Raw genomic sequence first — 20,212 nt, 5'->3', positions numbered from 1 at the left:
CGCCCGCCTCGCGGCAAGCGCGCCCCGAACCGGGGTGCGCCCACCTCGCAGCAAGCGCGTCCCAGACCCGGGTGCGCCCACCTCGCGGCGAGCGCCCACCGGGCGGGGCCACCGTCCGAGCGCGCCGACCAGAACGCGCCCGAGCGCCGACCCCTTCCCGGCACCTCACTCAATACAGGGCGAAGATGCTGATCGCCACCACGTACAGGATCACGCGCCAGCACAATCCGCCCACCACGGCGCACGCCAGAGCGACGCCCGCGTACGCGGCCAGCTTCTTGCCGGTTTCGACCTTCTTCGCCAGCCACGTCAGCACGAGCGGAGCCGCCAAACCGACCGCCACCACGCCCAGCCAGAACGCAAGCGCCTGGCTGCCCGCGAAGATGCTGCCCACGATGGACCCGCGGTCCACCATGGCCACGTCGGGCAGCGTCGGGTCGAAGTAGTACTGGATATCGGCCGAGTACAGCCCGCCCGACCCGTTGATGACGAACGCGTACACGAACACGACGATCAGCTGCAGCGCGCCGCCGGCCAGCGCCATCTTCACGCTGAGATCCTTCGCGCCGTCGTCGTTCGTCAGGCCGGCGATGACGAGCGCCGTCAAGCCGCCCATGAACACGGTGTTCGCCAGGTAGTACGCGGGCAGCAGCGGCGTGTTCCACGACGGCAGCGACGCCATGAGGTAGCTCATGCCCGTCACCACCGGCAGGGCCAAGCCCACCACGACGGCCAGGACGCCGCACCACTTCGGCGCCATGCCGTCCTCGGAGCGGCGCATCATGAGGAAGTACAGCACCAGCACCACCGCGAACACGATGCAGCCGATGAACTCCAGCGTGATGCCCGACGTGATGTGGCCGAAGCCGTTGAAGATGCGCTCCCAATGCTGCAGGTGCATGAACACCGACAGCCCGCCGACCGCCAGCGCCACCAGCGCGGTGACCAGCGATGCCAACTGCATCTTCTTGCCCTTGCCCATGACGGTCAGCAGGCCTTGCGCGCCCAACGCTCCGCCGGCGACGCACAGGAAGAAGGTGAAGAGAATAAGGGGCCATTCAGGATGCATAGTCTACTCCCTCCACTTTCGGCCCTCGCGCATGAGGTACATGAGCTTCGGCTCGTTGCCCGCATCCGCAAGATGATGGATATCGTTTTCGGTGTACGGCTCGACGTAGTCCTTCAGCTTCACGCGCGTCTGGGTCATCTCCTCGTACTGGCAGCCGGGGCTGTCGGGGTGCGCCGGGCCCTCGAAGCTGTCGACGCCCTGATCGAGGTCGCCGAAGAAGCGGGCGCGAGCGCCGCATTGGGCCACACACTGGGGAAGCTCGCCCTGCGAGATGCGCTGCTCGCACAGCGTGCACTTCTCCACGACGCGCTCCTCCTGGTTGAGGTAGCGCACGCCGTAGGGGCATGCCATCGCGCAGAACTGGCAGCCGATGCACTTGGACTTGTCGATCTGCACCGTGCCGTCCTCGCGGATATGGGACGCTTCCGTGGGGCACACCTTCACGCATTCGGGGTTCTCGCAGTGCTGGCACTGGACGGGAAGGAAGTACATCTCGACGTCCGGGAACGTGCCCGAGCCGCCCTCGATGGGATGCGGGCCGACGCGCAGCGTCTTGATCCAGAACGATCCCACGTCGACGCCGTTGATGGCCTTGCACGCAACCGTGCACGCAAGGCAACCGGTGCAACGGTTCAAGTCGGTAATGATCGCGTAGTTTGCCATGTGGTGAACCTCCTTCCTTTACTTCGATTTCGAATAGGCGCCCAGCGCGTCGCCGCTCACGCTGCCCACGGCCAGCTTGCCGCCGGACAGCAGGTCGGGGCTTTGAACGCTCGGCTGGCAGCCGACCGCCGCCATGTTGGCGAACGTCAGCTCCACCTTCGAGTCCGCGAGGCGCGGGTCGTTCGACAGCCATTCCTTCAGGCGCGCGTCGTTGGCGTTCGTGATCACCGGGTTGCCCTGCGGGTCGCACGGAACCGGGTTGCCGTGGGGCGAGTTCTCGGCCGTCGCGGGATAGATGAGCACCGGCACGCCGCGCAGCTGGGACGCGCCGCAAATCCAGCACTGCGCGTACTTGTCCATCGTGCAGTTGATGTTCACCAGCTCGAAGCCGTGCGAGGCGGTGTCGATCTCGGGATACCACCAGGCGTGGTTCGCGTTGACCGTGCCTTCCTTGATGCCGTAGTACAAGTCCACGACTTCGCGGACGGCACCCCACGGGCTGCGAATCCAAATCCATTGCCCCTGCTCCAAGCCCAGGCGCGCCGCGTCGTTGGGGTTCATCTCCAGGCGCGGGCTGGGCCACAGCTCGCGGCACCACGGCAGCTGGCGATGCTCGGAGTGGAAGTACACCGGCTGGCGGGAGCCCGTCGTCATGATGAACGCGCTGTCCGGATGCGCCGTGAGGGTTTCCTTGTACTCCTCCACCAGGTGATCACCCTGGTAGTTGTCGTTGATGTAGGCGTCCGTCGTCTTGATCTGGTCGACCAGCGCCGCGTCGAAATACTCGGGGTTCGACACACGCGAGTTCTTCGGCTCCACCCAGTGGGGGAACTTGTCGATGTCGGGGACGTTCGGATCGACCACGTTCGTGCTGGTGAACGTGGCTGCGCCGTCGGGAATGTACGTTTCGGCGATGGTGGACCACACCTCCACCTTGGCGGTGGGGGTCATGAAGCCGCACTTCTCGTCGATGGCCGCGTACAGGTTGTAACCGCCCTGCTGGCGACGGTAGCCCATCTCCCAACGACGGTACGTGCCCCAACGCTCGGGATGCCACTTGCGGCAGTCGAACCAGCCCTCTTCTTGGAACTTCGCGGCGTACTGCGGGAAGTCGGGGCCGTCGGGGAACTCCTCGGTCTTCCACCAGTCGGTGGCGTCCTTGAGCACGCGGTACTCCTGCTCCTCGTACGTGACGTTGCCGCCCATCTGCACGAAGTCGTGGTAGTCCAGGTTGTTCCAGCGGTCGTACGCGGGATCGCGATCGTTCCAGGTGACGTCCATGGCCTTGTACAGGCAGATGACGGCGACCGGGTCGTAGATGCAATCGCCCATCGGCTCGACGCAGCGCTGACCCGCGCCGAAGATGCCGCCGGCGCCCTGCGATACGCGCCCCGTGTTCACCTCGAGCCAGTGCAGCACGGGAATGACGATGTCGGCGCACCCGTTGTTCGGGCACGACCACAGGTTGAAGTCCAGCCAGAAGTCCAGGCGGGTGAGCGCCTCCCACGCCTCCAGCAGGTTGGATTCGTTCATGAAGTCGCCCGACATGCACACACCGCCGTGAATCTGGTACGGCGTATCGATGCCGTTGATGGAGTCCCAGATGGCCGCGGAGTCGGCCCAGCGGTTCCAGTAGCGCAGCAGCGGGAAACGCTCGGCCGAGATCTGCTTCTCGTTGCTGTCGAACGACGTCTTGAGCGCCGGCCACGTGCGGCTCGACTTGTAGGCGCCGCCCTTGCGCTCGGCGATCCAGCGCGCCTCCTCGGCGGTGGGCACCTTGTTGCCGTAGCGCTCGGCCAGCGGCGAGCCCTCGTCGATGAGGTACTGCACGAAGTTCTGGATCAGGGGAATCTGGTCTTCCACGGACAAGTCGCGCGGCGTGTTGCCCAGCTCCATCGTGCCCACGTCCAGGCCCCAGTCCTTCGGCTCATGGTCGGTGACCAGCATGTTGGCACGGCCGCAGCAACCGTCCACCTGGGCCTTCGACGAACCGCGGTTGCCGGCGGGCTCGTCCGAGTTGCCGGTGATGCAGGCGATCAGCTGCAGGGCGCGCGTGTTCTGCACCGCGTGGCCCGTCTGGTCGGGAGCCAGCTGGTAGTGGATGCCGCCGTTGCCGTGCAGGGGGTTCAGGCGCGTCGTGTACAGGCGCACGCCCTCCTCGATCTTGTCGACGGGCACCTCGGTGACCTCGGACACGTAGTCCAGCGTGTACTGCTCGAGGCTGTCGGAGAACGACTCCCACACCGTGCCGGCCGAGATGGTGGAGCCGTCCTTCAGCTTCACCTCCACGCCGCCGGGGAACAGCGCCGGGTTCTTGGGCAGGCCGGCCGGGTTCGAGCGCTTCCCGCCCTCGTTTCCCTCGTCCCAGTACGCGTCGTACTGCGCATCGGCCGGATCGGCGAACTTGGACGGATCGGGCAGCCACGCATCGGCGATGATGGGCTTGTACGGATGCTCGATCCACGTGCCCGTCGTCGGGATCTTGTGCTTCTCGCCCTCCCACTGGCAAGCTTCGGAATCCCAGTACGTGGGCTTGTTGTTGTTCTCGTCCCAGCAGATGAAGCGCTGGTAGCGTCCCTCGTAATCCCAGTACTGGTTGATCCACTCGGGGTCGCAGTCGGCCTCGGTCAGGATGCGGCTCTCCATATCGATGCCGCCGTTCATCTCCATGAACCAGCCCTTCGCGGTGCGGCCGTCCTCCTCGGGGTTCCACAGGAACGGGGCGTTCGTCCAGCGGCGCACGAACGCGTCGTCGTAGGCCTCGTTGTCGAGGATCCACTTGAGCCAGCCCAGCGCCAGGCACAGGTCGGTGCCCACGCGCAGCGGCAGCCACACGTCGGCTTCCTTTCCCAGCGGCGTCATGCGCGGGTCCACGAGGATGTGCTTGTAGGCGCGCTGCGAGCAGTCCACCACCGTGCGGTTCGTGGAATCGTAGTTCGAGTACTCGGCCGCCGTGCCCCACTGCACGTACACGAGCGGTCCCTGCTCGACCTCCATCCACGGCGAGCCGATCTCGTCGGTCAGGATGCCGCCGAAGTGGCGCGGCCCCTTGCAGATCTCGTACGCGAGGTGCGCGTTCGGCGTGGGGAAGATGGACTTCAACGTGCCGTACGGCGGCTGCGCCCACACGCGCGAGGTGCCGCCCATAGCGAAGTTGGCCTCGCCGCCGTACTTCTCGACGATCTCCTTGAACTTGGCACCCGACTCGTCGAAGGCCTCGGCAAGCGTGATGCGCACCCAGCCGGGGTCGTCCTCGCCTTTGGGGTTCGTGCGCTTCATGCAGTAGCGCAGCCGGTCGGGATGGTACAGAGCCAGCATGGACGACTGCGACTTCGCGCAGCAGTGGCCACGGCTGTGGGCGTTGGATTCGTCGCCCTCCACCTTGATGACCTTGTTGTCCTGGACCGTGACCCACACGCCGCACTCCACCTTGCCGCACGCGCGGCAGCAGGAGCGGATGCGCTTGATCTCTCCCGCTGAGGCGTCTTCACCTTCGGCCAACGCCGTCGAAGGCGTCGCCGCAAAGCCCACCGTGGTTGCCGCGGCAGCCATGGCAGAGGCCTTCAGGAAGCTTCGACGAGTCAGTGATAGGTTCGCCATGTGCCCCTCCTCTCTTCCTTTTCTCGCTTCGTTCGTCTTGCGCGGAACGCGCGGCCGGGAGGCGCTCCGTCCGCTGCGGGAGGTGCGGCTCCCCGCCGCTTTTCCCGTTGCGAAACGCGCGGCACCGCACCGCTCATCCGCTGCTAAAGATTGTAGGAAAGGGACAAAAGCCCAAATCATAAGGGGTGGATGGATGAAACGCGCCGATATCATCCCCAAAGGATTATTTTGCTTTTCAGGCGCAACCTATACTGAATACCAGCGAAGAGACTTGTGATCGAAGGAGAGAACTATGGCACAACCGCGTCCGTCATTGACGTTGATCATCGACCTCGACGAGCGCCTCGCCAGCGAGGACGTGCGCCTGGAGATCGACCGCTGCTACGCGCACGTCGGGTCGACGCTCGTGCGCACGCACCCCGCCCGCGAGGGCGCGCCCGAGAACATCATGCGCTTCCTCGTGAAGATGGGCACGCGCCGCTACCTGCATGCCGCCGACGAAGGAGCCGACGAGCTGTGGAGCGCCGTCATGGAGCGCTGGTTCCGCAACGAGCTGCGCAAGGTGGGCAACAACATGCTGATCTACAACCGCCGCCAGCGCGAAGAGGGAAATCCCGAGCTCCTGTTCGACTGGATCGACGTGGAGCTGCAGAACGGCGAGCTGCATGCGCTGCTGCACTGCGACAACGTGAGCGGCATCCAGGCCGAGACGAGCGCGCTGCTGACGCAGCTGCGCGCGTTCTACAACGACGGGACGCTGGGCGAGGGCGTTGTGCGCGCGTACCTGCCCGCGCCCGAGTCGTACGAAGCGCAGAAGGTCGCCGGGGCGGCCGCGCGTGCGGCGCGCGATGCCGAGCGGGCCGCGGCGCAGGCGGCGGCCGAGGAGGAGGCGCGGGCGGCCGCTGCGGCGGCCGAAGCCGCGGCCGAGGAGGCGTTCCTGGAATCGCCGCAGCTGAGCGACGAGGCGGCGGGCAGCGAGAACGGCGGCGACGGGGGCGACGGGGGCGACGGGGCTCCCGCCGACGAGCCGTTCGCGCTCGACGAGCCCGATTTCACGCCCGACTACCGCATGTGGCTGGTGGAATACGCCGACGGCAGCACGCGCACGTTCGATTCGCACACCGGAACCCTCGCGTAACCGGGAAGGAGCCTCATCATGATCGACGCCATCGCTTCCCTGGCCTCCTTCGACGGCCGCATCGCCAAAGTGCAGGGACCTGCGCGCAGCGGCAAAACCGAAGCGCTCGTCCAACGCTGCGCCCACCTCATCGGCGGAGGTGCCGCGCCCGCATCCATCCTCGTGGAGGTGTCGAGCGCGGCGGCGGCCCAAGCCTTCCGCCGCCGCCTGCGCGCCGCGCTCGGCCCCGACGGTCGGCACGCCGCCGACGAGGTGCACGTGCGCACCGCGCTGGAAACGTGCGTCGCGGTGCTCGACGCGCCTGCGGCCCGCGCCGCCACCGGCCGTGCGCCGCGCCTGCTGAACGGCGCGGAGTACAACTTCTTCCTGGAGGATATGAAGACGCTCGGCCAGCCCATCCGCCGCCTGCGCAAGATGCTCGAGTTCTTCTATCGCCAGATGAGCGACCTCGCTCCTCGCGATTCCTGGCTGATGGGCGGCGAGGAGGAAACCGTGCTGGCCCACCTTGAGCGCGTGCTGGCCTCGCGCGGGGCCATGCTGGTGCAGGAGGCGCCCTATCGGTGCGCATCGTTTCTGCAAAGCGATGCCGGCGAGGGTGCGCGCGGAAGCTACGCCTACGTGCTGTGCGACGACTTCCAGAACATGAGCCGCGCCGAGCAGACCTGCCTGTGCCTGCTGGCCGACCGCCAGCTCGTCGCGTGCGGCAACCCCAACCAGCAGCAGGCCCTCGGCACCGCGTTCCCGTGCGCCGAAGGCTTCACGCAGTTCGACGCACGCCGACGCGACGTGGAGGTGTTCACGCTGAAGGGCGCGTTCGGCAACCCCGCCGTCTCCGCGTTCGTCGACAGCCTGCGCGACCACGGCGACCTGGACCCCGCCTTCAACGCCGGCCGCGTTGCCGACGCGGGCCTGGCGGACGGCCTCATGGCCGTCAAGTGGTCCACGCCGGAAGACGAGCTCGACGGCATCACGAAATACCTGCGCGTCGTCCTCGACGCCGAAGAAGACCTGCACGAGAGCCGCACGTGCGTGCTCGTGCCCAACAAGCGCTGGGCGCTCATGGCGCAGCGCGTGCTCAAGCAGCGCGGTTTCACCGTGACGTTGGCGGGCGCGTTCTGCAGCCTGGGCGGCGACCCGCGCGAGAGCACACGGGCCCGCGCGCTCGTGGCGTACACGAAGCTCAACCTGCTGGCCGACCCGTGCGATCTGACCGCCTGGCGCAGCTGGTGCGGCTTCGACAACTACCTCACGAACAGCGACGCCTGGAACGGCTTGCAGGCCTTCGCCGAGCAGCGCGGCCTTTCCCTGCTCGACGCGCTCGCCCTGCTCGCCGAGCTGGACGAGGAGCCGTTCGCCCGCGCGAACGCCCTGGCCGAGCGTTGGCGCGCCGGCCACGCGCTCATCGCCCAGAACGCCGGCCGCAAGGGATTCGGCCTGCTGCGCGCCATCGAGGCCGAAGGGCTTCCGGAGTTCGAGGAGACGGTGCGCGCCCTCGTCGGCGACGAGGATGCGGCCGCGGTCTTCGCCTTGCAGCGCCGCGCCGTCACCGACCCCGCGCTGCCCGACGACCCGCACGTGCTGCACGTGGCCGCCTACGGCTCGCTGTGCGGCCTCGAGTACGACAACGTGTTCGCCATCGCCGCCATCGACGGGTTCGCGCCGCGCCGCGACGCGTTCGAGGTGATCAGCACCGAGGAAGAGCGCGAACGCGTCATGGACGAGGAGCGCCGTTCGTTCTGCAACAGCGTGTCGAAGGCGAACAAGCGCCTCGTCGTCTCCTTCTTCTGCAAGGCACCGCTCGAGCTGGCCGAACGCGCCAAGATGCAGGTGGTGCGCGTGAAAGCGGAGGACGGAAGCCGCGTGGCCGCCGTGCGCCCCACCGCGTTCCTCGCCGAAGCCGGGGACGCCGCGCCCACCACCACCGGCGGCCAGGCCCTTCTCGCCCGGCACGGCCTGAACTGATCATTGCGCGCCTGCGCCGTCGGCAGACGACGGAGCAGGCGCGCATCGCGGGCGGCCTCGCGAGGCGGGCGGCCTCGCGAATCGCGGCCGCCCGGCCGCTCCGATTCCGCGCCAAAGCAGCTTTTTCGGCTCCTCGTGCAACTTTTTCGACTTTGTGGCAAACCTCTCAAGCAAGCCGATTCTCTCACCTGGCATTTCTCAAGTCGCGAAGCCTCCGCGCAAAAAGGGGTTCTCCGAGCACGCAGCAAAACACCTGGTGGACCTTTTCGCCACGTGCCACAAAGTCGAAAAACTTGCACGGCAACCCCTCAAACCGACACTCGGCCCCGTACGATTACCTCGGCCGACCCTGCCGCGTATCTTGCAGCAGCTCGTGCCGCAACCGATAGCGCCGCATCATCCATGCGGCTTCATTCGCGGGGAGGCGCTTGCCGAGCAGCTTCGCCACCGCACGGGCCGCTTCGTCGAACTTCCTCGCATCGAAGAACTGGTCGGGGGTAATCGACGCCACCGTCACTCCTTGCGACAGCAAAGCGCTTCGCCGAGCCGAGTCCTTGGTTTCAGCCTCCACGCCGCTGTGGTGCTCCCCGCTGTCGTATTCGACGGCCACGTGTTGCCTTCTCCAATACAGGTCGCATTTGAAGTGATCGCGGGGAACCAGCCCCTTCGTCCTGACTTCGATGCGAAGATTGAGCTCGGGAATATCCAAGCCATAGCCACCGATCATCCGGGGTAGGCACAGAGCCATTGTCAGATTTGTCTCCATCGGAGAAGCCGACGCATCCGCGATGAAGCGCATGGCACGCACCGCTTTGTTCGAGCCTGTCCTGCCGTGGGACTTTTCGACGAAGCGCTGCAACGAGCGCACGCTAGCCAAGGGCGCACGTGCTCGAAAACCAGACTCACCCTTGTCGTAAGCGTACCCGGAACACAAGACATACCCGTATCGGATAAGCTCGACCAGCGATAGCTCTGCCGCCATCTCCATGAAGGATCGCTCGGGCGAGCTGATATACGCTCCGTCGCGCAGCTTGACGAAAGAGTCTGCGGGAAAGCCCGCATTCCACACGTGGCACACCGGGTCGCCCGTCCGCACGCGATCGTTCGCCTGGGCAACCACGACATGCAGAGGAACCTCAAACTCCTCCAAGCCGTCGCGCGCGCCTTCTGCGCGAACGCCGCACGACGGATGCGCGCGCGAAGGCACGGAAGCCGGCAACGCATCGTTCGTGCGCCAGTATTCGTAGGCAGACCTATATCCGATGAATACGCTCATACTCGTAGCATACCGAGCGTACACCCCTTTGGCTAGAGCACTCTCGCCCGAGGCACCACACCCTTCCGACTTCCTGGATCCTGCCTCGGTTCTCGATTCCGCGATCCCTACCCTCACGACCCTCGGCTCCGTGGCCTCGAATGCAGCATTTGGCACCTTCCGTGTAAGTTTTTCGACTTTGTGGCAGACTCTTTCAAAAAGTCGATTCGCTCATCAGGCATTTTCCAATAACGGAGCAACGAGAGAGGAAGCGAGTCCGAGCAAGGAAGGGAAAGCGCCTGATGGCGGTTGCCCGAGCGTGCCACGAAGTTGAAAAACTTACACGAACGGCTCCAAAAGCGACGCGACGGGGAGAACGTCACCCATCGCGACGAAATCGGGCCCGCGGACGATCCGCGGGCCCGGCAGGGGGGGTCGGTTGCGCAGGAAGGCGACCGGCTAGGCGGCGGCTTCCGCGCTGTCCAGAAGCTCGGCGAGAAGCAGCGCGTCCTCCTCGGCGAACCCCATGGCAAGCTGGGCCAAGCCCTGGTAGAACATCGTGCGCGAGAACAGGCGCATGTCGCTGGTCAACAGCGGCAGCCAGTTCAACAGGTGGTCGCGCAGGAAGACGCGCTGCGTCCGCAGCTGTTCCACGGCCTCGTCTTCGCGCCCTGCTTCCAGCGCTTCGGCGGTGCGCAGGCCCATGCGCTGCATGAACTCGAACTCCAGCGCCACGTGGTCTTCGCCCTCGTTCCACGCGCCGCGCTTGAGGTTGTTCTCGCGCAGCGTCTGCAGCACCTCGGCGCGCGCCTCCTGCATCATCAGGCGACGCTCGGAAGTGTACACGCTCTCGTAGGGGTACGCGGCCGAATACGCGTTCACGCCGTGGCCGATGAACGTGCGCACGAAGTCGATGGCCAGCTCGGTGACGCTGTCGTCCCACGCGGTTCTCAGGTAGTCGTACAGCAGGTGGTAGCCCTCGTCCACCTTCGCGTTGCCGGTGGCGGTGGGGAAGCGCATGGATTGCAGCTCCTCGAGCGCCTCCTTGTCCACCTCTTCCCGGAACAGGCGCGCGAGCAGGCCGTACGTTTGAGCGCGCATGCGCATGAGCGCAACCAGGTCGACGGATTCCTCAGACATGGCTTTCCTCCTTCTTCGAATCGGCGGCCGCATCCACCGCGGGAAGCATCGAGCGCCCCAGGTCGGTCAGCCGCCAGGCGTGCTCGCCCCACTCCAGCGCGTCGGTGCGCTCCAGCATGTCGATGAAATGGCCGCCGAAGCGCCGCGGGCTCTTCACCTCGTCGAACGCGTCGACCAGCTCTTCGATCTCGGGCTTCGTGCGCGGCCGCTCGTCGACGGCGCGCATGACCGCACGGTACACCTCGACGTAGCGGCCGTCGCGATCGAGCACGATGTCGCGGAACGCGGCCCCCTGGGTGAGCTCCTCGTACAGCGAGGCCCCTTCGTCGGTGGTGCGCCATACGGGGTCGATGCGCTCTTTGATCTCGAGAAACGCCACACCCGCCTCCGCATCTTCGCGCGCCTCGGCCACCTCGGGCATCTCCAGCGCCAGCGCGCCAGCACGCTCCAGCATGCGGCACAGCGTCATGGGCGCGTACACCGAGCGGTTGTGCGCCTGCGCCGCCTCCACGTGCTCGGTCACGCGGCTCGCCGGACACCCGCCGCGGCACAGCCCCATGATGTCCAGCAGCACGGGACGGCGGGCGGGGTTGTGGTCGAGCAGCTCGAGCACGGCGGCCTCAACGCTGCCTTGGCGCTTCGGCGTGTACACGGCTTCGCGCTGCATGCCGTGCGGCATGTTGCGCATGGTGGGATAGTCGACGGTGTCAAGCGGGTTGTCGTCGTCCATGTCCTCCTGGTCGATCTCCAGATCGTCGGCCATCAGAGGATCGAACTCGTCGTCCAAACCCAGAACGTCGTCGAACGATACGGTGGGCATCCGGTTCCTCCTTCTTCTCTCTTCGCTGCCTTCGAGTATAGGCCCGGCGCGGCGCGTCCCATCATCCTGCAAGGCGTAAATGCGCGGAGGATTTGCGCGCGCATCATGCGCGGCGCTGCGGAAATCACCTTGACGGACGCTTCGGCGCCTCCCTATAATCGGGGCGCGTTGCGAGAAGCGGGGCTTCTTGGGAAAGGAAGCTCCTATGGCCAACGTAGCTTGGGGCAAGAGGATTCTTGCCGTTGCGGTTCTGAGCTGCCTGTGCGCTTTGATCGCGGTTCCCGCCTATGCGTTCTACTACGTCCACGGCGAAGAGAACGTTGCTGCAACCAGCAAGGGCGTCATCGAGGTCACGTGCACGGTGGACGAAACCGCGCAAGGAGGAGGCGTGAAAACCTCGCTCATCATCGTTCCCGCAGGCAGCACCGCCGCTGCGTGCCTGGACGAGAGCGTGGTTTCCAGCAACAGTCAGAATGGTCTCGAGGCCATTCACGACTACAGCGTCTCCAGCTTGGCGGACGAGCTGTCCGGCAAGCAGTACACGTGCACGGTGCACAAGGCCGACAGCCAGAAGCCGGGCACGCACACCACGTTCGACGGAAGCGGCACCGAGGGCGAGAGCACGCCGCTCGAGCGCTTCGACAACGTGGTGTTCACGGTGGCGTAAGCCGCCGCACGCGGGGGCCCGGACGACCAGCCGGGCCCCCGCGCTTCGTCGGAAGCGCCCTCGAACATCATCCGCAGAGGATTATTTTTTCGTTTCCCCATGTCAAAAGCTCGCACCCTCGATGCAATACCATGATCCCCTCGGTCAGCTCGCTAGAAAAAGCGCGACGCGCACGGTATGATGATGCCCAGGGATTCGAGAAGGGGGCTTCATGGGGATTCGCGTTCCTCGCATCACCATCAACGCCGACTTCGGCGACGATACCGCATTCGGCGATCTGAGCTTGCTGTCGGTGGGCTACGGGCTGCACCAAGCGTGGGTGTACGCCGCCATGTTCGGCACGTCCTCCATCTTCGGCACGCAAACCTACATCACCGGCATGTACGGAAGCCACGCGTCGCTGCCGTTCCTCATCTCCATCGTCGTGTTCGGAGTGTGCCTGCTGTTCGCCGGCATCACCGATCAGCGGCTGCTGAAAGCGTACATCTCGAAGAAAACGCTCGTGGCGGGGTCGGTGCTCATGTCGGCCGGCACGTTGCTGCTGCTGTCGCCGCCCGCCATCAACGGCCCGGCGCTCGAGGTGGTGTCGGGCATCGCGACGGGCATCGGCTCCGCCATCCTGATCCTGTTCTGGGGCGTCGCGTTCGCGCGCTGCGACAGCGCGTCCATCGTGTTGAACTCGTCCATCGCCATATCCATCGGCATCGGGGTGTACGCCATCGGCTTGCATTACGGCCCGTTTCCCATTGCCGGGATCCTCACGGGCATCATCCCGCTGCTCGAGCTCGCCATCCTGTGGAACAAAACGCCGGCGCCGTACTCCGAGCGCAACGAGGTGCCCATCTTCAAGCCGCTGCCCGTCAACCACGCCAAGTTCTTCCTGCGTTTCGGCATCCCCGTGTTCGTATTCGGCGTGGCGCTGGGCACGCTGCGGCAGACGTCCATCCAGTACATCGTGCCCGCATCGAACGTGGCCGACCAGATCGTCATGCTGCTGGCGGCCGGCTTCGCCTCCGTCGTCATCCTCGTGACCATCGTCGCGCTGGGCGGGGGCGACAAATGGAGCCGCTACTTCCGCCCGCTCATCCCCTTCATCGCCGTCACGCTGTTCTTCCTACCGCTTTCGGAGATGAGCGACGGCACGTTCGCCACCATGTTCCTCGTGATGGGTTACCTGTGCTTCGAGGCGCTCATGTGGATCTTCTTCGGCGAGCTGGCCCAGCGCTTCCGCCTGTCGCCCATCTACGTGTTCGGCCTGGGGCGCGGCATGCTGGCGCTGGCGGGGCTGGCGGGTTCGCTGTTTCCCATCGTGGCGGCGAACTGGGTGCACCTGCTGCCCTTCGGCGAGCAGGGCGTGATCGTCGTCGTGCTGCTTATTATGGTAGTGGCGTACGCGCTGCTGCCGCGCGAGCGCGAGATCGAGGCCATCGTCGCGCCGTGCCCGCTGGTGAAAGCGGTATCGCTCGAGCTGAACGACCGGGTGCGCCCGCTGGGGCATGCGGGAGCGGGCGCCGGGGCCGGGGCCGGCGGCGGCGACGACGCCGTATCGCGCGCCGAGCTCGAGGGCGCCGGCACGAACATGGACGCCGCCGCGGACAACGCGGCCCAGACGGTGCCCGCGGCCGCGCCGACGGCGGCGCGCACCCCGTCGCTGCTCGAGCGCAGCAGCGCGCGGCGCGCCGACGAGGGCGACGGCGAGGGTCGCAAGGGAGGCGGCCGGTTCCGCACGAAGTGCGAGACGGTGGCCAACACCTACCTGCTTTCGCGCCGCGAGACGGAAATCATGTTCTTCCTGGCGAAGGGCCACAACGCCGCGTACATCCAGGAGAAGCTCTACATCTCGGAAGGCACCGCGAAAACCCACATCCGCCACGTCTACAAGAAGACGAACGTCCACAGCCAGCAGGAGCTCATGCGCCTCGTCGAACTCGCCGAAGCGGCCGAATAGCAGGCGGCGGCCCGACCTGCACGTGCTGCCGCCACCGCGCGCGCGGCACCCCCTCCCGCAGCGCATCGACCGGGCGAACGCTCCCGCTCGGACGCGCGGCCGCTTCCCCGCAATAATGACGATTGCGTAAAGGATGGGGCGCGGGCAGGGGGTTTATGGCAAGATGGAACATTGCATAGTCATATGCAGGGACACACGAACTAAGCTGGTTGCGTTTGGGCGCGCGACCGCGCGCGGCACCGCTGCACCGCGCGCGAGGATCGGCCGATGCCGGCGATCGCGCCACGCACCACTAAAGGAGATGCAATGGGCTTTCTTTCGAAATTCGAAGGCAGGATGGAAGACACGTTCGAGGGCGCTGCCGACAAGATGTTCGACGCTCCCATCTCGCCGGTTCAGATAGCGAAAAAGGCCGAGAAGCAGATGCGTCGCGAGAAGATGGTGGGCGCGGGCAAGCAGTACGCCCCCACGCTGTACACCGTGCTGGTCAACCCCGACGACGATCGCCGCCTCATGGGCTACTACCCCACGCTGGCGGGCGAGACGGAAACGTACCTGGCCGCGAAAGCATCCGAGCAGGGCCTCGTCATGGACGGCCAGCCGCTCGTGCGCTTCATCGTGGACGAGGACCTCAAGCACGGCAAGTTCGACATCATCGCCGAAGCGGTGGCCGCTCCCATCATCGCGCAGCTGCGCGCCGAGGAGATGCAGCGCTACGGCTTGGCCGCCGCCCCCGCGGCGCAGCCTTACGCCGCCCCGCGTCCGCAAGCCCCCCTGCCGCAGCAGCAGTACGGCGGCTACGATCAGGGATACGCCGCCCCGACCCCCATGGCCCCCGCGCCCGACCCGTACGGCGGCTACGACCAGTACGACCAGTACGATCAGCATGACCAGTACGATCAATACGCGCCCATGAGCGTGGACGCGTACGGCCAGCCCCAGCAGCTCCCCTACGTGCCGGAAGACGAGATCGACCGTTCCATCGACTACGGCGAGTACACGTTCGACAGCCGCGACTTCGACGAGCAGCGCGACGGCATCCACCCCCTCGACCGCCCCGAAGCCGTTGACCCGTTCGCCCTTGGCGCGGCCGCGGCCGGCGCGGGCATGGGCGCCGCGATGCAGCAGCCCCGCCAAGCCCCGCAGCCCCAACCGCAGCCCCAGGCCCAGCCGCGCATGGCCGCCGAAACCGTCGTGTTCGCCGGCGGTCCGCAGGCCGCAACCCCCATGCCCGCGCAGGCCGCGGTGCGCGCCCGCCTCATCGACACCACGAACAACCGCGCGTACGACCTCGCGTCGGCGCGCCTGCTCATCGGCCGCGAGTCGAAGAACGACATCGCCGTGCACGACGTGAACGCCTCGCGCACGCATGCCGAGCTGCGCTTCGAGCCGCAGGGCATCTGGACCATCACCGACCTCGGATCGACGAACGGCACCCTGGTGAACGGCCGCGAGGTTGCCACCCAGCCGCTCTCCGAGGGCGACCGCATCACCATCGGCATGACGAACTTCACGTTCACCCAGGCCTGAGCGGAAACGGAAGGATAACCCGTGATCGACGTCGTACTTCTCATCGTACGCCTCCTGTTCGTCGCGCTGCTGTACCTGTTCTTGTTCGCCATCATGAAGACGGGCATCGGACTCGTTCGCGGACAGCGCAAGAAAGAGCGCACCTGGAACCTTTCCGTGGAACGGGGGCCGAAAGAGCTGCGTGGCGTGTCCATCGTCGTTCGCGGGCCCGTCATCGTGGGCCGCAGCCCCGGTGCCGACATCGTCGTGGGCGCGGGATACGTGTCGGGCCGCCATGCGCGCTTCCAGCTCATGGGGCAGAACCTGTTCGTTGAGGACCTCGGGTCCACGAACGGCACCGGCGTGAACGGCCAGCCCATCACCGAGCCCACCGCCCTGCGCAACAACGACGTCGTGAACGTCGGCGACGTGGCCATTCGCGTGAGGTTCGCCTAATGGCTGCGGATCGGTCGTACAAATCCACCCCGCGCACCCGCAAGGGGGCACTCACCTCGTTCGGCAGCCGCACCGACATCGGCTGCCTGCGCGATCACAACGAGGACAGCCTCGTGGTCACGCCGCCCCTGTTCGCCGTCGCCGACGGCATGGGCGGCCACGCCGCGGGCGAGGTCGCGTCGGAAATCGCCGTGCGCGTGCTGTCGGAGCAGGCCCCCGAGCATCCCGACGGTGCCGCGCTCGGCCGCGCCATCGAGGAAGCGAACCGCGCCATCATCCAGGCCGCTCACGAAGGACGAGGGCGACAGGGCATGGGAACCACCATGACCGCGGCCATGCTGGAAGGCGAGCGCCTGGTCATCGCACAGGTGGGCGACTCGCGCGCGTACCTGCTGCACCAGGGAAAGCTCCAGCAGCTCACGCGCGACCACAGCCTGATGGCCGACATGATCGAAGCCGGCCAGCTCACGCCCGAAGAGGCGCGCACGCATCCGCAGCGCTCGGTGATCACCCGCGCGCTCGGCAGCGACACGCACCTCCACCCCGACATCTACGAGATCAACGTCGAAACCGGCGATCGCTTGCTCATCTGCTCCGACGGCCTGTCGGGCATGGTGTTCGACGACGAGATCGAGAACACGCTGCGCCGCGTGCAAGACCCGCAGCGCTGCGCCTCGCAGCTGGTGAACGAGGCCATCGCCGCAGGCGGCCATGACAACGTCACCGTCATCGTGGCCGACGTGACCGGCTACGCCGAGGTGCGCCGCAAGAAGCTGGCGCGCAAGACCAAGCTGTCCATCGCGCTCGTGCTGGTGCTGTTCGCAGCCATCGTCGCCGGAGCCGCCTGGGGCACGCAAACCTATATGAACACCACCGCCTACCTGGCTAACGACAACGGCAAGGTGGCCATTTACCGGGGCGTTCCCGGAACGGTGCTGGGGCTGTCGTTCTCGCAGCTCGAGCGCACCACCGACGTGTCCGTCGACGACCTGCAACCGGGCGTCGCCAACCGCCTGAACGAGGGCATTCGCGTGGACACGGTGGAAGCGGCCGAAGAGCTCGTCAAGGAGTACGAGGACGAGCTGGCCGAACGCGCCAACAAGAACGATGAGAACGCCAAGCAGGACGAAGGCGACAAGAAAGACGACGCGAACGGCGGTGCTGCATGACGCGTCGCAACGTAGAGCTGGTCCTGCTGCTGGTGGCGGCGCCCGTGGTGGCGCTGCTGTTCGCCATGATCGCCATCAACCAGGGGCAATCGCTGGACATGACCACCTTGGGCGTGCCGGCGGCCATCTTCGTGGCGTTCGTCATCGCGCACCTCGCCGTGCGCAAGTTCGCAAGCAACGCCGATCCGGCCCTGCTGCCCATCTCGTTCGCGCTGTCGGGCATCGGCATCGCGTTCGTCACCAGCCTGGCGCCCGACCTGGCCGTCGGCCAGGTGATGTGGCTGTTCGTGGGCGTGGCCTGCATGGTGCTCGTGCTCGTGTTCGTGCGCAACCTCGACAAGATCGTCAACTACAAGTACACGCTCATGATCGTCGGCTTCCTGCTGCTGCTCTCGCCGCTCGTTCCGGGCCTTGGCCAGGAGATTTACGGCAGCCGCATCTGGCTGTCCATCGGCAGCTACTCCTTCCAGCCGGGCGAGATCGCCAAGATCGTCATCGTGCTGTTCCTGGCGGGCTACCTCGCGCAGAACCGCGAGATGCTGTCCGTGTTCACGTGGCGCGTGGGGCCGCTGCGCCTGCCCGACATCCGCACGCTGCTGCCCCTGCTGCTGATGTGGGGCATCGCGCTCGTCATCGTCGTGTTCGAGAAGGACCTCGGCAGCGCGCTCGTATTCTTCTTCGTGTTCCTCGTCATGCTGTACGTGGCGACGGGCAAGAAGGTGTACCTCGTCATCGGCCTGGGTCTCATCGCCATCGGCGGCGTGGGCGCCTACCTGGCGTTCGGCCACGTGCAGGTGCGCGTGGACACCTGGCTCGACCCCTTCGCCGACGCGCAGGACACGGGCTACCAGCTGACGCAGGCCATCTACTCCATCGCGGACGGCGACCTGTTCGGCGTGGGCATCGGACGCGGCCTTGCCGACCAGATCCCCGTCGTGGAAAGCGACTTCATCTTCGCGGCCATCGCCGAGGAGATCGGCCTGTTGGGCGCGGCCGGCGTGCTGCTGCTGTTCCTGTGCTTCGCGGTGCGCGGCTTCGTCACGGCGGCGCGCGCGAAGAGCGACGTCAGCTCATTCGTGGCCGTGGGCCTCACGTCCATGATCGTGCTGCAGGCGTTCATCATCGTCGGCGGCGTGACCAGGCTCATCCCCCTCACCGGCCTCACGCTGCCCTTCATCAGCCAGGGCGGCTCGTCGCTTCTGGCCAGCTTCATCATCGTGGGCTTCCTCCTGCGCTGCGGCGACGAGGGAACCGGCGTCGGCGAGGAGATGGCCAGCGCCACCACGTCGCTGCACGCGAACAGCGTGCTCGGACGCGTGTCGCTGGGCAAGCGCCTCAACCACAGCATGCTGCTGTGCTCCACCCTGTTCGCGCTGCTCGTGGCGAACCTCACGCTCATCATGGTGGTGCAGGCCGACTACTATCAGAACATGCCCGGCAACAACCACACGCTGGCGAAGGAGGCGCGCACCGAGCGCGGCACCATCGCCACGTACGACGGCACCGTGCTGGCGCGCAGCGTCCGCCAGGAGGACGGCACGTACGACCGCGAGTACCCGGCCGGCGACCTGGCCAGCCACGTGGTGGGCTACTCGTCGTCGCAATTCGGCAACGCCGGCATCGAAAGCGCGTACAACGACACGCTCAAGGGCACCGAGAACTTCGCCTCGTGGACCGACGTGCTGAACTCGTTCGCCGGCATCGGCACCGCGGGCAACGACGTGACCCTCACCATCAACTCGAAGATCCAGCAGGCCGCGCAGGACGCGCTGGCCGGGCGCAAGGGCGCGTGCGTGGTCATGGATCCCGACACGGGCGCCATCCTGGCCATGGCCTCGGCCCCCACGTACAACGCGGCCGATTTCGCCTCGGTCATCGAGCAGGCGAACGCGAACCCCGACGACAGCACCCTCGTGGATCGCGCGGTGGGCTCGCTGTACGCGCCGGGTTCCACGTTCAAGATGGTCACGCTGGCAACCGCGCTCGAGGACGACGTGGCAAGCGAGGACACGGTGTTCTCCTCTCCCGGCACTATGGAGATCGGCAACGCCACCGTGTCGAACTTCAACAAGACGGACTACGGCAACCTCACCCTGGCCCAGGCTACCGAGCTCTCGTCGAACACCGTGTTCGGCCAGCTGGGCGTCGAGATGGGTGCCGAAAAGCTCGTGGCGGGCGCCGAGGACTTCGGCTTCAACAAGGATATCGACTTCCCGCTGTACACGCCCGCTTCGCTCATGCCCTCGGCCGAGGACCTGCAGAAGAACGAATGGGAACTGGCATGGGCGGCTGCGGGCGAGCCGGTGGGCGATCCCACCCGTCCCGACCGCGAGAGCCCGGCCGGCCCCCAGGCCACCGTGCTCGAGATGGCCATGGTGGGTTCCGCCATCGCCAACGACGGCGTCATCATGCAGCCCTACCTCGTCGACAGCATCAACAACGCCAACGGCGAGCGCAGCTTCTCGGCCTCCCCGACGAAGCTCATGCAGGCCATCAGCAAGACCACGGCCGGACGCGTGCGCGACGTGCTGCTGGGCGTCGTGGAGAACGGCACCGGCACCGCGGCCAAGATCGACGGCATCGACGTCGCCGGCAAAACCGGCACCGCCGAGAAGCAGGACAGCAACGACAGCTGGTTCGTGGGCATGGCCCCGGCCGACGACCCGCGCGTGGTGGTGGCCATCGTCATCGAGGACGGCGAAGAGGGCGTGGGCACGGCAAAAGCGCAGAATGTGTTGAAAACGGCCTTGGAAGTTCAGGGGCTTTTGTAAATAAGGTATGCTGATGGCCCGTATACTGCCCGCAACCAGTATGCA

General features: G+C 66.4%; 14 protein-coding genes. 8 read left to right on the top strand and 6 right to left on the bottom strand.

Annotation, left to right across the window (positions count from 1 at the left end):
- Positions 1 to 169: 169 nt before the first annotated feature.
- From H8S61_RS10665 to H8S61_RS10655, 3 genes are read right to left on the bottom strand one after another with little or no spacing between them, the layout of a single operon-like run.
- Positions 170 to 1,069 carry a dimethyl sulfoxide reductase anchor subunit family protein gene (locus H8S61_RS10665; protein ID WP_186938969.1) on the bottom strand — a complete coding sequence of 300 codons (900 nt, stop codon included), beginning with the start codon at positions 1,067 to 1,069 and terminating at the stop codon, positions 170 to 172.
- A gap of 3 nt (positions 1,070 to 1,072) precedes the next feature.
- Positions 1,073 to 1,732, bottom strand: a complete 660-nt coding sequence (locus H8S61_RS10660; RefSeq protein WP_186938968.1) for a 4Fe-4S dicluster domain-containing protein — start codon at positions 1,730 to 1,732, stop codon at positions 1,073 to 1,075.
- A gap of 18 nt (positions 1,733 to 1,750) precedes the next feature.
- Positions 1,751 to 5,332: a molybdopterin dinucleotide binding domain-containing protein gene (locus H8S61_RS10655; RefSeq protein WP_186938967.1), complete on the bottom strand. Its 3,582-nt coding sequence runs from the start codon at positions 5,330 to 5,332 to the stop codon at positions 1,751 to 1,753.
- A 292-nt stretch (positions 5,333 to 5,624) separates the two neighbouring features.
- On the opposite strand from H8S61_RS10655, the gene H8S61_RS10650 reads away from it, so the two are divergent.
- Together H8S61_RS10650 and H8S61_RS10645 are read left to right on the top strand one after the other, a co-directional pair.
- Complete coding sequence (locus H8S61_RS10650) at positions 5,625 to 6,470, top strand: hypothetical protein (RefSeq protein ID WP_186938966.1); 846 nt, start codon at positions 5,625 to 5,627, stop codon at positions 6,468 to 6,470.
- 18 nt (positions 6,471 to 6,488) lie between these two features.
- On the top strand, positions 6,489 to 8,432 hold the full coding sequence (locus H8S61_RS10645) for a UvrD-helicase domain-containing protein (protein ID WP_186938965.1): 1,944 nt from the start codon (positions 6,489 to 6,491) through the stop codon (positions 8,430 to 8,432).
- A 334-nt stretch (positions 8,433 to 8,766) separates the two neighbouring features.
- On the opposite strand, the gene H8S61_RS10640 is transcribed toward H8S61_RS10645, so the two are convergent.
- The 3 genes from H8S61_RS10640 to H8S61_RS10630 form a co-directional block, all read right to left on the bottom strand.
- Positions 8,767 to 9,708 (bottom strand): putative endonuclease domain-containing protein, encoded by a 942-nt coding sequence (locus H8S61_RS10640; protein WP_186938964.1) that lies wholly within the window; start codon positions 9,706 to 9,708, stop codon positions 8,767 to 8,769.
- 438 nt (positions 9,709 to 10,146) lie between these two features.
- A complete protein-coding gene (locus H8S61_RS10635; RefSeq protein WP_186938963.1) occupies positions 10,147 to 10,827 on the bottom strand; it encodes a TorD/DmsD family molecular chaperone in 681 nt (226 codons plus the stop codon).
- Positions 10,820 to 11,647 carry a hypothetical protein gene (locus tag H8S61_RS10630; protein WP_186938962.1) on the bottom strand — a complete coding sequence of 276 codons (828 nt, stop codon included), beginning with the start codon at positions 11,645 to 11,647 and terminating at the stop codon, positions 10,820 to 10,822. The genes H8S61_RS10635 and H8S61_RS10630 overlap by 8 nt, the downstream gene beginning before the upstream one ends.
- 205 nt (positions 11,648 to 11,852) lie before the next feature.
- Here H8S61_RS10630 and H8S61_RS10625 point away from each other — a divergent pair, with 205 nt between their 5' ends.
- The 6 genes from H8S61_RS10625 to H8S61_RS10600 all read left to right on the top strand — a co-directional run bounded on the left by H8S61_RS10625 (position 11,853) and on the right by H8S61_RS10600 (position 20,167).
- Positions 11,853 to 12,314, top strand: a complete 462-nt coding sequence (locus H8S61_RS10625; protein WP_160940883.1) for a hypothetical protein — start codon at positions 11,853 to 11,855, stop codon at positions 12,312 to 12,314.
- Between the two features lie 211 nt (positions 12,315 to 12,525).
- Complete coding sequence (locus H8S61_RS10620; RefSeq protein WP_186938961.1) at positions 12,526 to 14,262, top strand: LuxR family transcriptional regulator; 1,737 nt, start codon at positions 12,526 to 12,528, stop codon at positions 14,260 to 14,262.
- 306 nt (positions 14,263 to 14,568) lie between these two features.
- Positions 14,569 to 15,792: an FHA domain-containing protein gene (locus H8S61_RS10615; RefSeq protein ID WP_186938960.1), complete on the top strand. Its 1,224-nt coding sequence runs from the start codon at positions 14,569 to 14,571 to the stop codon at positions 15,790 to 15,792.
- 21 nt (positions 15,793 to 15,813) lie between these two features.
- Positions 15,814 to 16,227 carry an FHA domain-containing protein gene (locus H8S61_RS10610; RefSeq protein ID WP_101720958.1) on the top strand — a complete coding sequence of 138 codons (414 nt, stop codon included), beginning with the start codon at positions 15,814 to 15,816 and terminating at the stop codon, positions 16,225 to 16,227.
- Complete coding sequence (locus H8S61_RS10605; RefSeq protein ID WP_255466565.1) at positions 16,227 to 17,396, top strand: Stp1/IreP family PP2C-type Ser/Thr phosphatase; 1,170 nt, start codon at positions 16,227 to 16,229, stop codon at positions 17,394 to 17,396. The genes H8S61_RS10610 and H8S61_RS10605 overlap by 1 nt, the downstream gene beginning before the upstream one ends.
- Positions 17,393 to 20,167 (top strand): FtsW/RodA/SpoVE family cell cycle protein, encoded by a 2,775-nt coding sequence (locus tag H8S61_RS10600; protein WP_186938959.1) that lies wholly within the window; start codon positions 17,393 to 17,395, stop codon positions 20,165 to 20,167. The genes H8S61_RS10605 and H8S61_RS10600 overlap by 4 nt, the downstream gene beginning before the upstream one ends.
- The last annotated feature ends 45 nt before the right edge of the window (positions 20,168 to 20,212 follow it).

Origin of the sequence: Eggerthella hominis, assembly GCF_014287365.1 — a bacterium.
Taxonomy (GTDB): Bacteria; Actinomycetota; Coriobacteriia; order Coriobacteriales; family Eggerthellaceae; genus Eggerthella; species Eggerthella guodeyinii.
This window is presented reverse-complemented; position numbering and strand designations above follow the sequence as displayed.